We start from the raw sequence: 15,430 nt of genomic DNA on the forward strand, positions 1-15,430 counted from the left end.
CCTATGCCCTCTGTATCGGCAGGCGCGGGTTTACCTTGAAGTCTTGGACAACATTTACTCGGCTTCGTCGTCAAGGTCGTCATCGCTGGGCGGGCTGGCTTCACTCCACGGCCGCTTGTAGACCTGCTGCCAGACTGCATCCATATGATCGCGCAATACCTGCGGCGCGGCTTTCAGCGAGGCGCTGTCGTCGCGCTCGCCGCCAACCGGTTCCTCGCCCGCCGGGGTGATCAGCGACTGGCCGGTAATGGTGTAGCTCGCCTGCCCTTCGCGCATCTCGATGGCAATGTCGTGGGGGTCGATACCGCCACCACAGAAAGCATGGCTCGCCACTGTCACCTCGGCTACACCGTCCTTGTTCAGGTCGCTGACATCACTTACGTCATTATAGAAGTCCACATCCAGGTCCAGCCCCGGGCAAGTGGTTTCCTGTTCGATCTGCCAGCGCGCCTTGAAGGCATCGCTTTCGGCTGCACGCCCGTACAAGGTGGCGTTGAGTACCACCTTGTCCACTTCCTGCTCGCTTTCGGGGTCGCTGGCCTGGCCGTCGCTGCGGCTCAACACCAGCAAGCCTTCGCCATCGCGGTCACGAAAATGCACGCTCTTGATTGGCGTCTGCACGCCCAGTACCTCAAGCTGCTCCATTGGAATGGGGGGCAAGGGCTCGAAGTTGTTCTGCTCGCAGGCGCTCAGCAGCAACAGGCTGCCCAAGGCCATCGAGGTGCTGATCCAGCAATGCTTGGCAGACATGTTGATCCGTGGCCCTCGTCGGCGGCGCAGTACAGGGCGATGAAACGGCTAGACTGTGCTTTCGAATGCTTTCGGTGCGCTCGGCACTTTGGTCTGACCGGCCGATCCGTTAACATAATCGGCTTTTTCATCGCGGGAGTTCAGGCAGTATGGCGCAGCAGTATCAACCGGGGCAACGCTGGATCAGCGACAGCGAAGCAGAGCTCGGCCTGGGTACCATCCTGGCGCAGGATGGCCGCCTGTTGACCGTGCTCTATCCGGCCACTGGCGACACCCGCCAGTATTCCCTGCGCAATGCGCCGCTGACCCGCGTGCGCTTCTCCCCAGGTGACCAGATCACCCACTTCGAAGGCTGGAAGCTCACCGTACGTGAGGTCGAGGACATCGACGGGCTGATGATCTACCACGGCCTGGACGGGCAAAACCAGCCGCGTACCCTGCCGGAAACCCAGCTGTCCAACTTCATCCAGTTCCGCCTGGCCAGCGACCGCCTGTTCGCCGGGCAGATCGACCCGCTGTCGTGGTTCAGCTTGCGCTACAACACTCTGCAGCACACCAGCAAGCAGATGCAGTCGCCACTATGGGGCCTGGGCGGTTGCCGCGCGCAACCCATCGCCCACCAGTTGCACATCGCCCGCGAAGTCGCCGACCGCAGCGCGCCACGGGTATTGTTGGCCGACGAAGTGGGCTTGGGTAAAACCATCGAGGCCGGCCTGGTCATTCACCGCCAGCTGCTGTCGGGCCGCGCCAGCCGCGTACTGATCCTGGTGCCGGAAAACCTCCAGCACCAGTGGCTGGTGGAAATGCGCCGTCGCTTCAACCTGCAGGTGGCACTGTTCGACGCCGAGCGCTTCATCGAAAGCGATGCCAGCAACCCGTTCGAAGACGCCCAACTGGCGCTGGTTGCCCTGGAATGGCTGGTCGACGACGAAAAGGCCCAGGACGCGCTGTTTGCCGCCGGCTGGGACCTGATGGTGGTCGACGAAGCCCACCACCTGGTCTGGCACGAAGACCAGGTCAGCGCCGAATACGGCCTGGTCGAGCAACTGTCCCAGGTAATTCCGGGCGTGCTGCTGCTCACCGCCACCCCCGAGCAACTCGGCCAGGACAGCCACTTCGCCCGCCTGCGCCTGCTCGACCCCAACCGCTTCCACGACCTGGCCGCCTTCCGCGCCGAGAGCGAGCACTACCGCCCGGTGGCCGAAGCCGTGCAGGAACTGCTTGACGAAGGCCGCCTGTCGCCCAAGGCCCACGCCACCATCCAGGGCTTCCTGGGCGCCGAGGGCGAAGCCCTTCTGGCCGCAGTCAGCGATGGCGACACCCAGGCCAGCGCGCGCCTCATCCGCGAACTGCTCGACCGCCACGGCACTGGCCGCGTGCTGTTCCGTAACACCCGCGCGGCGGTCCAAGGCTTCCCTGAGCGTCAGTTGCACCCTTACCCGGTGGCCATGCCCGAGCAATACCGCGACCTGCCAGCAGGCGAGAGAGCAGAGCTGTACCCGGAAGTTGCCTTCCAGGCCCAGGGTGACGTGGCCGACGACCAGCGCTGGTGGCGTTTCGACCCCCGGGTCGACTGGCTGATCGACACCTTGAAGATGCTCAAACGCACCAAGGTACTGGTGATCTGTGCCCACGCTGAAACCGCCATGGACCTGGAAGACGCCTTGCGCGTGCGCTCCGGCATTCCGGCCTCGGTGTTCCATGAAGGCATGAGCATTCTCGAGCGTGACCGCGCCGCCGCCTACTTCGCCGATGAAGAATTCGGCGCCCAAGTGCTGATCTGTTCCGAGATCGGCAGTGAAGGCCGCAACTTCCAGTTTTCGCACCATCTGGTGATGTTCGACCTGCCGGCACACCCGGACCTGCTGGAGCAGCGCATCGGCCGCCTCGACCGGATCGGCCAGAAGCACACCATCCAGCTGCATGTGCCGTACCTGCAGGACAGCCCGCAAGAACGCCTGTTCCAGTGGTACCACGAGGGCCTCAACGCCTTCCTGAATACCTGCCCGACCGGCAATGCCCTGCAACACCAGTTCGGCCCACGCCTGCTGCCGCTGCTCGAAGGTGGTGAAAGCAAGGCCTGGGAGGCCCTGGTGGCAGACGCACGCGGCGAGCGCGAGCGCCTGGAAGCCGAACTGCACACCGGCCGGGATCGCCTGCTGGAGCTGAATTCTGGCGGCGCCGGTGAGGGCGAAGCGCTGGTGGAGGCCATTCTTGAACAGGACGACCAATTCGCCCTGCCGATTTACATGGAAACCCTGTTCGACGCCTTCGGTATCGACAGCGAGGACCATTCCGAGAACGCGCTGATCCTCAAGCCGAGCGAGAAGATGCTCGACGCCAGCTTCCCGCTGGGCGACGACGAAGGCGTAACCATCACCTACGACCGTGTGCAGGCGCTGTCTCGCGAGGACATGCAGTTCCTCACCTGGGAACACCCGATGGTGCAGGGCGGCATGGACCTGGTGCTGTCCGGTTCGATGGGCAACACCGCCGTGGCCCTCATCAAGAACAAAGCACTGAAGCCGGGTACCGTGCTGCTGGAGCTGCTGTTCGTGAGCGAGGTGGTGGCGCCACGCAGCCTGCAACTGGGCCGCTATCTGCCACCGGCTGCGTTGCGCTGCCTGCTCGATGCAAACGGCAACGACCTGGCATCGCGCGTGGCGTTCGAAACCCTCAACGATCAGCTCGAAAGCGTGCCGCGAGCCAGCGCCAACAAGTTCGTCCAGGCCCAGCGCGATGTACTGGCCAAGCGTATCAGCGGCGGCGAGCAGAAAATTCTGCCAAACCACGTCGAGCGCGTGGCCGAAGCCCAGCGCCGCCTCGCAGCCGAGGCCGACGAAGAGCTGGCGCGCCTGGTAGCGCTGCAAGCGGTCAACCCGAGTGTGCGTGACAGCGAAATCGACGCCTTGCGCAAGCAGCGCGAAGATGGCCTGGCGATGCTGGAGAAGGCCGCCCTGCGCTTGGAAGCCATTCGCGTGCTGGTGGCTGGCTAAGCAAGATCAGGCCCCGCCGCCCGTGGGGGCGCGGGGCCCGCTCCCACAGGGAAAGCAATATTCCTGACAGCGATTGAAACGATAACCAAATGGTAGAAATCAATATGCCATTATTCAGGAAGGCTTAAACACCTCTTCCTATACTGCCTCTGGACAGTCTGCACAGGGTTGTAGCGCAGACGAGTGAAAACTCGATCAAGAGGCATTCCATGGAGTGGCTGGGGCTGCAACTGTTCGCCGATCTTCCGGCATCCGGGCGTATCGTCATCGATTGTCGGCATGAGCCGCTGCTGGTTCTGCTCGCCTATTTCGTCGCCTGCGCAGCCTGCTTCGCCACCCTCGACATGGCCGAGCGCCAGTCTCACAGCGACGACCCCACCGCACACCGACAATGGAACATGCTTGGCGCCTGCTGCCTGGCCGGTGGCATCTGGGCCATGCATTTCATCAGCATGCTGGCCTTTCAGGCCCCGGTGGAAGTGCACTACGACGTTTCCTTGACCATCCTTTCGCTGCTTATCGCCCTGGGCGTGGCCTGGCTGGCCATGCACAGCCTCGAACGCAAGCAGATGCGTGGGTGGCATTTCGTGCAAAGCGCAGTACTGATTGGCCTGGGTATCATCCTGATGCACTTTGTCGGCATGGCCGCGATGGAAACCGGCGCCCGCCAGTACTACCAGACCGGGCTGCTACTGACCTCCGCCGCCATTGCCCTGCTCACCAGCCTGGCTGCACTGTGCATGGCCCGCTATTTCCGCAATGGCAGCGGTACCCTGTACCAAGCCATGAAATATGGCGCCAGCCTGCTGATGGCGGGCGGCATCGTTGCCACCCACTTTACCGCGATGTCGGCCATGACCTTGGTCATTCCGGCCGATACCGCGCTACGTTTGCCGTCTGGCGACAACAGCCTCCAACTGGCGCTGGGCATTGGCTTCATCACCTTGCTGATCAGTGGCGCGAGCATCAGTGCCGCACTGGCGGACAAAAAGCTGCAAAGCAAGGACCACGACCTGCGCCGGGTCAGCGAGCTGCTCAGCCAGCTGGACCAAGCCCGCGCTTCGCTGCAGCAGGCGGCCCACTATGACGCCCTGACCAACCTGGTCAACCGCCGTGGCTTCAACCAGGTGCTCGCCGAACGCCTGGCTGAGCACCAGGCCAGCGAAAGCCGCCTGGCGGTAATGTTCCTCGACATCGACCATTTCAAGCGCATCAATGACAGCCTCGGCCACGACGCCGGAGACCAGCTGCTCAAGGTGATTGCCAACCACATCAAGGCCGCCACCCGTAGCCACGACCTGGTGGCGCGCTTTGGCGGCGACGAATTCTGCGTGGTCACCAGCCTCAACAACCGTGATGAAGCCCGCCACCTCGGCCAGCGCATCATGCAACGCATGAAAGACCCCATCGACCTTGGCGGCCGGCGCATGGTCATGACCACCAGCATCGGCATCAGTATTTTCCCGGACGATGGCAAAACCGCCGAAGAGCTGCTCAAGCATGCCGACCTGGCCCTGTATCAATCCAAGGACAACGGGCGCAACAGCCTCAACTTCTTCAACGACAGCCTGAAGGCGCGGGCCTCGATTGCCTTGCAACTGGAAGAAGAGCTGCGCCTGGCCCTGCTGGAAGAACGCGGGCTGTGCGTGTATTACCAGCCAATTTTTGACCTGAGCCATGGGCATGTGGCCAAACTGGAGGCCTTGGTGCGCTGGCAGCACCCGCAGCATGGCCTGCTCGGCCCCGATCGCTTTATCGGTATTGCCGAAGCCAACGGCCTGATCATCGACCTTGACCTGTGGGTGCTGCGCCACGCCTGTGCCGACCTCGCCTACCTGCAACGCCACGGTTATGGCGAGCTCAAGGTCACGGTCAATTGTTCGGCCGTGACCTTGAGCCACGACGAACTCCCCCACGAAGTGGAGATGGCGCTGTTCCATGCCGGGCTCTCGGCGCGCCAGCTGGAGCTGGAGATAACCGAAAACGCCCTGATGGGTGATATCCAGCGCACTGTCAACCTGCTCAAGCGCGTTCGTGCCCTGGGCGTGGCTCTGTCGATCGACGATTTCGGCACCGGCTACTCCTCCCTCGCCTATCTCAAACGCCTGCCGCTGGACGTGCTGAAGATCGACCGCACTTTCCTGCAGGACGTACCCGGCAGCCAGAAAGACCGCGAAATCGTCCAGGCGATCATCATCATGGCGCATACCCTGCACCTGCAGGTGGTCAGCGATGGTGTGGAAACCCCCGAGCAACGTGCGTTTCTTGAAAGCCATGGCTGCGACTACCTGCAGGGCTACCTGCTGGCGCGCCCACTGCCGATGGGCGAACTGCAGCCACTGCTTGAGCGGCTGCGCCAGGATGCTGTGCTCAGCCCTTGTTGCGATACAGTTCTACCAGGGTCGCCGGATCTTTATGCAGGTAACCCTGGCTACCGTGCAGGCGCATCAACTGCGCGGCGAGGCCACTGAGCGGTGTTGCCGAACCCTGCTCGCGTGAGAACTTGACCGCGCCATCGAGGTCCTTGAGCAACGTGCGCACGTGCCACTTGATCGGCTCGAACCGGCTTTCGGCCATTTGTGGCGCAAGGATCTGCAACGGTTTTGAATCGGCAAAACCGCCGGCAAGCGCTTCGGCGATCAGTGTCGCGTCCACCCCGGACTGTTCGGCCAGTGCCACCACTTCGGCAATCACCAACGCATTGCAGGCCACGATCATCTGGTTACAGGCCTTGGTGACCTGGCCGGCACCCACTGCGCCCATGTGCGTCACCCGCTGGCCAAGCACCTGCAAAACCGGGTGCGCGCGCTGCAGGTCAGCCGTTTCGCCGCCGACCATGATTGCCAGGGTGCCAGATTCGGCGCCGGGCGTGCCGCCAGAAACCGGCGCATCCAGCCAAGCCATCCCGCACAGCACCGCCAGTTCAGCGGCCATTTCACGGGTGGCGGTGGGTTCGAGGCTGGAGAAATCGATCAGCAACTGGCCGCTGCGCCCACCCTGGGCAATGCCTTGCTCACCAAACACTACTTCGCGCACCACTGCGGTGTCGGCCAGGCACAGCAGCACCATGTCGCTGTCACGACACAGCTCGGCCGGGCTGTTGGCCAGGCGCGCGCCGGCGGCGACCAGCGCAGCGCACTTGTCCGGGCTGCGGTTCCACACGGTCAGCGGATAACCCGCGGCCAGCAGACGTCGGCACATGGGCAGGCCCATCAGGCCGATACCGGCGAATCCAAGCGAAGGTAGTGCAGTACTCATCGATGACTCCTGACTCATTCGAACATTTCCAGGCTGGCCACGAGCGGGCCTGGTAGGACCAAGGACACATTACGCATCCCGTAAACTGTTACCGCCACGCCGAATTGTTACTTACCTCCACCCGTCTTGAACGCCTACGCGCACCAAAACGGGGCTACTGCGCATTTTTGCGCACAAAAAAAGATCACGCTTCAGCCGGCCGCTTCACCTGGATCACGATGAACGGCGAAACCACCACGGCCCAGATCTCTGGATCGCGGGTTTGCAGGTCCAGCGCCTGCTCGGCCGATACCGGTCCAACAGTGCCATCACTACGCCACTTGGCGAAGATCTCGCTGCGATTCTCGGCCATCGCCTCGGCAACGGTGATCAGGTCGAGGCTGGGGTCGACCCAAATCAGGTCACCCTTTGCCCAGAAACGCTCCAGCGCTTTCCACTCGATGATTGCTGTCTCGCCAATCAATTTGGCATAGAGGGTGCTTGTTTGATCAGTCATGGGTGGTATCCGCAAAAATCGGCCAATAAAAATGGCCGGCATTTTTGCAGAAAAACCCGGTTTCAAATATGTAATTTGGTCGATTAGCCTCGAAGTTGTGGGGTGGGGCTCAAGATGCAGGCAAATTGATGGCGCCTTTTTGTATCTTTGTGTCGATCATGCGACAACCCGCGGAACAGGTACTTTTTGCCCGCTTTTCAAGCGCGCGAACAGCGCTCTACACTGTACCGGTACAGTTCCGGGACATGTTCCGGGGGAAGGTGGGCTTGCGCGTTGGCATGGCCACGCCGCAAATCCCGCCCGGTCTGTAGCCCTGGCCGCCAGGACTATAAGAATTACAACAGAATGAGTGGAGCACTATGATCAAGATTTCCAAGCTGTTCGCCGCGATGGTACTGGCCGGGGTAGCCAGCCATTCGTTTGCCGCCGATACCATCAAGATCGGCATCGCCGGTCCTAAGACGGGTCCCGTGACCCAGTACGGCGACATGCAGTTCATCGGCGCCAAGCAAGCCATCAAGGATATCAACGCCAAGGGCGGCGTCGATGGCAAGATGCTCGAAGCCAAGGAATACGACGACGCCTGCGACCCTAAACAGGCCGTGGCAGTCGCCAACAAAGTGGTCAACGACGGCGTCAAGTTCGTCATCGGCCACCTGTGCTCCAGCTCCACCCAGCCTGCGTCCGACATTTACGAAGACGAAGGCGTGATCATGATCACCCCGGCCGCCACTTCGCCGGAAATCACCGCCCGTGGCTACAAGCTGATCTTCCGCACCATCGGCCTGGACAGCGCTCAGGGCCCGGCTGCCGGCAACTACATCGCCGACCACGTCAAGCCGAAGGTCGTTGCCGTTCTGCACGACAAGCAGCAGTACGGTGAAGGCATCGCCACCGCGGTCAAGCAGACCCTCGAGAAGAAAGGCACCAAGGTTGCTGTCTTCGAAGGCCTGAACGCCGGTGACAAGGACTTCTCCTCGATCATCCAGAAGCTCAAGCAAAACAATGTCGACTTCGTCTACTACGGCGGCTACCACCCAGAGCTGGGCCTGATCCTGCGCCAAGCCCAGGAAAAAGGCCTGAAAGCCAAGTTCATGGGCCCGGAAGGCGTGGGTAACGACTCCATCTCGCAGATCGCCCAAGGTGCTTCCGAAGGCCTGCTGGTCACCCTGCCGAAGTCGTTCGACGCCGACCCTGAGAACAAGGCCATCGTCGACGCCATCAAGGCTGACGGCAAGGACCCGAGCGGCCCGTTCGTGTTCCCAGCCTACTCGGCTGTGGAGCTGATCGCCAAAGGTATCGAAGCGGCCAAGTCCGAAGACACCGACAAGGTGGCAGCCGCCATCCACGCCGGTTCCTTCAAGACCCCGACCGGCACCCTGTCGTATGACGAGAAAGGCGACCTGAAAGACTTCAAGTTCGTGGTCTACGAATGGCACTTCGGCAAGCCGAAGACTGAAGTCTCCCCTCAGTAACTGCGTGACTAAATAGCTGACCGTAAAAGCCCACTGTGCGAGCAGTGGGCTTTGTTTTACGAGGTTCATGGGCCTGATCCCCGCGATCCGGGGGCGGGCCCACCTGAAAATCTTAAAACCGTCACCCGCGGTTTCCTGGCCTTACCCCCGCCAGCGAAATGCAAATCAGGTTTTTAGGAGCGCTGTAATGCCTGAGATCTACCATTTCTTCCAACAACTGGTTAATGGATTGACCATCGGCAGCACCTATGCCTTGATCGCCATCGGCTACACGATGGTGTACGGCATCATTGGCATGATCAACTTCGCCCACGGCGAGGTGTACATGATCGGTTCCTACGTGGCCTTCATCGCCCTGGCGGGCCTGGCCATGATGGGTATCCATTCGTTGCCGATCCTGATGACCGTCGCCTTCGTCGCGACGATCTTCGTCACCAGCGCCTATGGCTACAGCATCGAACGGGTTGCCTACCGCCCCCTGCGCAACAGCAACCGTCTGATCCCGCTGATTTCCGCCATCGGCATGTCGATTTTCCTGCAGAACACGGTCTTGCTCTCACAGGACTCCAAGGACAAGTCCATCCCCAACCTGATACCCGGCAGCTTCTCGTTCGGGCCAGGCGGTGCTGAAGAAGTACTGATCAGCTACATGCAGATCCTGGTGTTCGTGGTCACCCTGGTCGCCATGACCCTGCTCACCCTGTTCATCTCCCGCTCCCGCCTGGGCCGCGCCTGCCGCGCCTGCGCCGAGGACATCAAGATGGCCAACCTGCTGGGCATCAACACCAACAACATCATCGCCCTCACCTTCGTCATCGGTGCCGCCCTGGCCGCCGTAGCGGCCGTGCTGCTGAGCATGCAGTACGGGGTGATCAACCCCAACGCCGGTTTCCTGGTGGGCCTGAAGGCCTTCACCGCGGCGGTACTGGGCGGCATCGGCAGCATCCCGGGCGCCATGCTCGGCGGGCTGGTGCTGGGCGTGGCCGAAGCGTTCGGCGCCGATATCTTCGGCGACCAGTACAAGGACGTGGTGGCATTCGGCTTGTTGGTTCTTGTCCTGCTGTTCCGGCCGACCGGCATCCTCGGCCGCCCGGAGGTTGAAAAAGTATGAACAGAAATCTCAAACAGGCGTTCTTCAGCGCCTTGCTGGTATGGGCCGTGGCCTTCCCGGTGCTGGGCCTGAAACTGAGCATCGACGGCATCAGCCTGGTCGTGCACAGCCAGGGCTCCTTCACCATCAGCATCATCGCCGTGTGTTCGGTGCTGATGTTCCTGCGCGTGCTGTTCGACAAGCAGTGGAGCGCGGTGATGGGCCGCCGTTCGGATCGCAAACTGATCCCGCCGGCTGTCAGCAACTACCTGACCCTGCCGAAAACCCAGCGCTATGTGATCATGGGGCTGATCGTCGCGGCACTGGTATGGCCGTTCTTCGGTTCGCGCGGCGCGGTCGACATTGCCACGCTGATCCTGATCTACGTGTTGCTGGGCCTGGGCCTGAACATCGTGGTCGGCCTGGCAGGCCTGCTCGATCTCGGTTACGTCGGTTTCTACGCCGTCGGCGCCTACAGCTACGCCATGCTCTCGCACTACCTGGGCTGGAGCTTCTGGGTGTGCCTGCCGATAGCCGGCCTGATGGCCGCCACCTTCGGTTTCCTGCTTGGCTTCCCGGTGCTGCGCCTGCGTGGTGATTACCTGGCGATCGTGACCCTCGGCTTCGGCGAGATCATCCGCCTGTTCCTGCGTAACCTCACCGACTGGACCGGTGGCCCGAACGGCATCAGCAACATCCCCAAGCCGGAGTTCTTTGGCCTCACCTTCGAACGTCGTGCCGCAGAGGGCATGCAGACCTTCCACGAGTTCTTCGGGCTGGAGTACAACTCGATCAACAAGGTCATCTTCCTTTACCTGGTGGCCCTGCTGCTGGCGCTGCTGGCGCTGTTCGTGATCAACCGCCTGCTGCGCATGCCGATCGGCCGTGCCTGGGAAGCACTGCGTGAAGACGAGATCGCCTGCCGTGCACTGGGCCTGAACCCGACCGTGATCAAGCTCTCGGCGTTCACCCTGGGTGCCTGCTTCGCCGGTTTCGCCGGCAGCTTCTTCGCCGCGCGCCAGGGCCTGGTCACACCGGAGTCGTTTACCTTCATCGAGTCGGCGATCATCCTCGCCATCGTCGTGCTCGGCGGCATGGGCTCACAACTGGGCGTGATCCTCGCGGCCATCGTGATGATCCTGCTGCCCGAGCTGATGCGTGAGTTCAGCGAATACCGGATGCTGATGTTCGGTGCGCTGATGGTGTTGATGATGATCTGGCGTCCGCAAGGCTTGCTGCCTATGCAACGTCCACACATGGAGCTGCATCGATGAGCCGTGAAATTCTGCAAGTCAGCGGCCTGAGCATGCGCTTCGGCGGCTTGTTGGCGGTCAACGGCGTGGCCCTGACCGTCAAGGAAAAACAGGTGGTGGCATTGATCGGCCCGAACGGCGCCGGCAAGACCACCGTGTTCAACTGCCTGACCGGCTTCTACAAGCCCAGCGGCGGCACCATCCTGCTCGATGGCCAGCCGATTCAGGGCCTGGCCGGCCACCAGATCGCCCGCAAGGGCGTGGTGCGGACCTTCCAGAACGTGCGCCTGTTCAAGGAAATGACCGCACTGGAAAACCTGCTGATCGCCCAGCACCGCCACCTCAACACCAACTTCTTCGCCGGCCTGTTCAAGACCCCGGGCTTCCGCCGCAGTGAGAAGGAGGCCATGGAACGCGCGCAGTACTGGCTGGAGAAGGTCAACCTGACCGAATTCGCCAACCGTACCGCCGGCACCCTCGCCTACGGGCAGCAACGCCGCCTGGAAATCGCCCGCTGCATGATGACCCAGCCACGCATCATCATGCTCGATGAACCGGCGGCTGGCCTGAACCCGAAGGAAACCGAAGACCTCAAGGCTCTGATCGCCTACCTGCGTGAGTCGCACAACGTCACCGTGCTGCTGATCGAGCACGACATGAAGCTGGTGATGAGCATCTCCGACCATATCGTGGTGATCAACCAGGGTACCCCCCTGGCCCACGGCACGCCGGAAGAGATCCGCGACAACCCTGACGTGATCAAAGCCTACCTGGGGGAAGCGTAAATGCTGAAATTTGAAAACGTTTCCACTTTCTACGGCAAGATCCAGGCGCTGCACAGCGTCAACGTAGAGATCAACCAGGGCGAGATCGTCACCCTGATCGGCGCCAACGGTGCCGGCAAGTCGACCTTGCTGATGACCCTTTGCGGTTCGCCGCAGGCGCATAGCGGCAGCATCAAGTACCTGGGTGAAGAACTGGTTGGCCAGCCGTCATCGCACATCATGCGCAAGAGCATCGCGGTAGTGCCGGAAGGCCGTCGCGTGTTCGCTCGCCTGACCGTCGAGGAAAACCTGGCCATGGGCGGTTTCTTCACCGACAAGGGCGACTATCAGGAGCAACTGGACAAGGTCCTGCAACTGTTCCCGCGCCTGAAAGAGCGTTACATCCAGCGCGGCGGGACCATGTCCGGTGGTGAGCAGCAGATGCTGGCCATCGGCCGGGCGCTGATGAGCAAGCCCAAGCTGCTGCTGCTCGATGAGCCTTCGCTGGGCCTGGCACCGATTATCATCCAGCAGATCTTCGACATCATCGAACAGCTACGCCGCGATGGTGTGACGGTGTTCCTGGTGGAGCAGAACGCCAACCAGGCGCTGAAAATCGCCGACCGGGCGTATGTGCTGGAGAACGGCCGGGTAGTGATGCAGGGCACCGGTGAGGCACTGCTGACCGACCCGAAGGTGCGCGATGCCTACCTGGGGGGTTGAATGAAAAAGGGCCTTCGGGCCCTTTTTTCTGCCCGCAGGACGTGTATCGTGGCCAGCTCTTTGGCAAAGATTTTCGGAGCCCGCCCCATGCGCCTCACCCCTACCCTGCTGCTCAGTGCCCTGCTGCCCCTGTTCGCTGGCTGCCAGTTACTGGCCGAGCAGCCCCGTGACCCGAACATCGGCACCACGCGCATGCAGGGCGAACTGAGCGCCAACGGCGGCCGCCTGTTGTTCAAGCCCTGCGGCGAAGCACGCCGCTTCGTGATCAACGACGTCGCCGGCACCGGCATCCTGCAGGAGTCCGCCAACCTGGCCAAGGACGCCAACGCCAAGTTGTTCGCCGACGTGCGCGGTCGCCTCACTGGCGCCAAGCAGGCCGACAACGACGGCCAGCTGGAAGTCAGCCGCCTGTACCGCCTGGAGCCCTCCACCCGTGCTTGCGACGATCCCAACTTCAAGCAGCTGACCCTGCGCGCCAATGGCCATGAACCGGACTGGGACATCAAGGCCAGCGGCAAGGGCATGGTGCTCAACCGCATCGGCAAAGACCCGCTGCCCTTGCCGTTCCTCGAAGAAGAAGTGCCCGGCGGCGGCCTGACCCTGACCAGCGAAGCCAACGGCCAGCACGTGGAACTGTGGGTGGCCCCGCAACGCTGCGTCGACAGCGCCACCGGCGCCGTCCACCACCTGCGCGCCGAACTGCGCATCGACGGTCAGACCCTGCGAGGCTGCGGTTACTACGGTGGCGCGCGCGACAACTGATCGCCGGGCGCTTTTATCCTGCCAGTCGGGGCGGCTAACAGCTTATACTTGGCGGTTTGAGTAAAGCCGCCGGCCGCCCATGGCCGGGATACTGGACCCTGCCATGCTACGAATCACCGAACTGAAGCTGCCCCTGGACCATCCCGACGAAGCGTTGCGCGAAGCCATTGTCCAGCGCCTGGGCATCCGCGACGAGCAACTGCTCAGCTTCAACCTGTTCAAGCGCAGCTACGATGCGCGCAAGAAGAACAGCGAACTGCTGTTCATCTACACCATCGACCTGGAAGCCAGCAACGAAGCCGAACTGCTCGACAAGTTCGCCGACGATCGCAACATCGGTCCCGCCCCGGACGTTACCTACAAGTTCGTTGGCCAGGCCCCGGCCGACCTGCAAGAGCGTCCGATCGTGGTCGGTTTCGGCCCGTGCGGCATCTTTGCGGGCCTGCTGCTGGCACAAATGGGCTTCAAGCCGATCATCCTCGAACGCGGCAAGGAAGTGCGCCAGCGCACCAAGGATACCTGGGGCCTGTGGCGCAAAAGCGTGCTCAACCCAGAGTCCAACGTGCAGTTCGGTGAAGGCGGCGCCGGCACCTTCTCCGACGGCAAGCTCTACAGCCAGATCAAGGACCCGCAACACCACGGCCGCAAGGTGCTGGAAGAATTCGTCAAGGCCGGTGCGCCGGACGAGATCCTCTACATCAACAAGCCGCACATCGGTACCTTCCGCCTTACCGGCATGGTCGAGCAAATGCGCCAGGACATGATCGCCCTGGGTGCAGAAGTGCGCTTTCAGGAGAAGGTCACCGACCTGCTGATCGACAATGGCCAACTGACGGGTGTGGTCCTGGAAAGTGGCGAGCAACTGCATTCACGTCACGTCGTCCTGGCCCTGGGCCATAGCGCCCGCGACACCTTCCGCATGCTGCACGCCAAGGGCGTGTACATGGAAGCCAAGCCGTTTTCGGTAGGCTTCCGTATCGAACACCCGCAAACGCTGATCGACAAGGCACGCCTGGGCAAGTACGCCGGCCACCCGAAGCTCGGTGCTGCCGATTACAAGCTGGTGTATCACGCCAAGAACGGACGCTCGGTGTACAGCTTCTGCATGTGCCCAGGTGGCACCGTGGTCGCGGCCACCAGCGAGCCGGGCCGGGTGGTTACCAACGGCATGAGCCAGTACTCGCGTAACGAGCGCAATGCCAACTCCGGCATCGTCGTCGGCATCGACCCCGAACGCGACTACCCGGGCGGCCCACTGGCCGGTATCGAACTGCAGGAGCGCCTGGAAGCCCATGCCTACGTGATGGGTGGCAGCAACTACCAGGCCCCGGCGCAACTGGTAGGCGACTTTGTCGCCGGCCGGCCATCCACCGCATTGGGCAGTGTCGAGCCGTCCTACAAGCCGGGCGTGACTTTGGGTGACCTGGCGCCGAGCTTGCCGGACTTTGCCATTGAGGCGATCCGCGAGGCGCTGCCGGCGTTCGATCGGCAGATCAAGGGTTACAACCTGCATGACGCGGTGTTGACCGGGATCGAGACGCGTACCTCGTCGCCATTGCGGATTACCCGCGCAGAGGATTACCAGAGCCTGAACGTCAAGGGGCTGTTCCCGGCGGGTGAAGGGGCCGGTTATGCCGGCGGGATCCTGTCGGCAGGTGTCGATGGCATTCGTATTGCCGAGGCGGTGGCACGGGATATGCTCGGGCTCTGACAGTTTCATAGACAGACAGGCATTCTTCGCGGGTACACCCGCTCATGCACGTGACAGTGATCTCACTGCAGGAGCGGTTTGCCCGCGAAAGGGCCCTGGCAGGCATCAGAAAAACCCACCCCAGACTCCAGACTTCCCCTCCCCCTTCCTTC

12 protein-coding genes are annotated in these 15,430 nt (G+C 62.2%); 9 read left to right on the forward strand and 3 right to left on the reverse strand.

Going from position 1 to position 15,430, the window contains the following annotated elements; genetic code table 11:
- Positions 1-54 precede the first annotated feature (54 nt).
- A complete protein-coding gene (locus OO258_RS02390; protein ID WP_266028736.1) occupies positions 55-750 on the reverse strand; it encodes a M949_RS01915 family surface polysaccharide biosynthesis protein in 696 nt (231 codons plus the stop codon).
- A gap of 149 nt (positions 751-899) precedes the next feature.
- Here OO258_RS02390 and rapA point away from each other — a divergent pair, with 149 nt between their 5' ends.
- The gene (rapA, locus tag OO258_RS02395; RefSeq protein ID WP_266028737.1) at positions 900-3,746 is read left to right on the forward strand and encodes an RNA polymerase-associated protein RapA; all 2,847 of its coding nucleotides are present in this window, start codon (positions 900-902) and stop codon (positions 3,744-3,746) included.
- 209 nt (positions 3,747-3,955) lie between these two features.
- Positions 3,956-6,217, forward strand: coding sequence for a putative bifunctional diguanylate cyclase/phosphodiesterase (locus OO258_RS02400; protein ID WP_266028738.1), 2,262 nt, complete (start codon positions 3,956-3,958; stop codon positions 6,215-6,217).
- Here the strand turns inward: OO258_RS02400 and OO258_RS02405 are convergent.
- Positions 6,117-7,004 (reverse strand): NAD(P)-dependent oxidoreductase, encoded by an 888-nt coding sequence (locus tag OO258_RS02405; RefSeq protein WP_266028739.1) that lies wholly within the window; start codon positions 7,002-7,004, stop codon positions 6,117-6,119. The two genes, OO258_RS02400 and OO258_RS02405, sit on opposite strands and share 101 nt — an antisense overlap.
- Positions 7,005-7,188: 184 nt before the next feature.
- Positions 7,189-7,500 carry a DUF2288 domain-containing protein gene (locus OO258_RS02410; protein ID WP_266028740.1) on the reverse strand — a complete coding sequence of 104 codons (312 nt, stop codon included), beginning with the start codon at positions 7,498-7,500 and terminating at the stop codon, positions 7,189-7,191.
- Positions 7,501-7,859: 359 nt separating this feature from the next.
- On the opposite strand from OO258_RS02410, the gene OO258_RS02415 reads away from it, so the two are divergent.
- The 7 genes from OO258_RS02415 to OO258_RS02445 all read left to right on the forward strand — a co-directional run bounded on the left by OO258_RS02415 (position 7,860) and on the right by OO258_RS02445 (position 15,278).
- Complete coding sequence (locus tag OO258_RS02415; protein ID WP_027918931.1) at positions 7,860-8,975, forward strand: branched-chain amino acid ABC transporter substrate-binding protein; 1,116 nt, start codon at positions 7,860-7,862, stop codon at positions 8,973-8,975.
- 187 nt (positions 8,976-9,162) lie between these two features.
- Entirely contained in the window at positions 9,163-10,086 is a 924-nt protein-coding gene (livH, locus tag OO258_RS02420; RefSeq protein ID WP_008097482.1) for a high-affinity branched-chain amino acid ABC transporter permease LivH, read from the forward strand.
- On the forward strand, positions 10,083-11,339 hold the full coding sequence (locus tag OO258_RS02425) for a high-affinity branched-chain amino acid ABC transporter permease LivM (RefSeq protein ID WP_110742860.1): 1,257 nt from the start codon (positions 10,083-10,085) through the stop codon (positions 11,337-11,339). Before livH ends, OO258_RS02425 begins: the two co-directional genes overlap by 4 nt.
- Complete coding sequence (livG, locus tag OO258_RS02430; protein ID WP_110742859.1) at positions 11,336-12,103, forward strand: high-affinity branched-chain amino acid ABC transporter ATP-binding protein LivG; 768 nt, start codon at positions 11,336-11,338, stop codon at positions 12,101-12,103. Before OO258_RS02425 ends, livG begins: the two co-directional genes overlap by 4 nt.
- The gene (locus OO258_RS02435; protein ID WP_003254879.1) at positions 12,104-12,805 is read left to right on the forward strand and encodes an ABC transporter ATP-binding protein; all 702 of its coding nucleotides are present in this window, start codon (positions 12,104-12,106) and stop codon (positions 12,803-12,805) included.
- A gap of 87 nt (positions 12,806-12,892) precedes the next feature.
- Positions 12,893-13,567, forward strand: a complete 675-nt coding sequence (locus OO258_RS02440) for a COG3650 family protein (RefSeq protein WP_266028741.1) — start codon at positions 12,893-12,895, stop codon at positions 13,565-13,567.
- A 103-nt stretch (positions 13,568-13,670) separates the two neighbouring features.
- Complete coding sequence (locus tag OO258_RS02445) at positions 13,671-15,278, forward strand: NAD(P)/FAD-dependent oxidoreductase (protein WP_110742855.1); 1,608 nt, start codon at positions 13,671-13,673, stop codon at positions 15,276-15,278.
- Positions 15,279-15,430 lie beyond the last annotated feature (152 nt).

Origin of the sequence: Pseudomonas sp. DCB_BI (assembly GCF_026240995.1) — a bacterium.
GTDB lineage: Bacteria > Pseudomonadota > Gammaproteobacteria > Pseudomonadales > Pseudomonadaceae > Aquipseudomonas.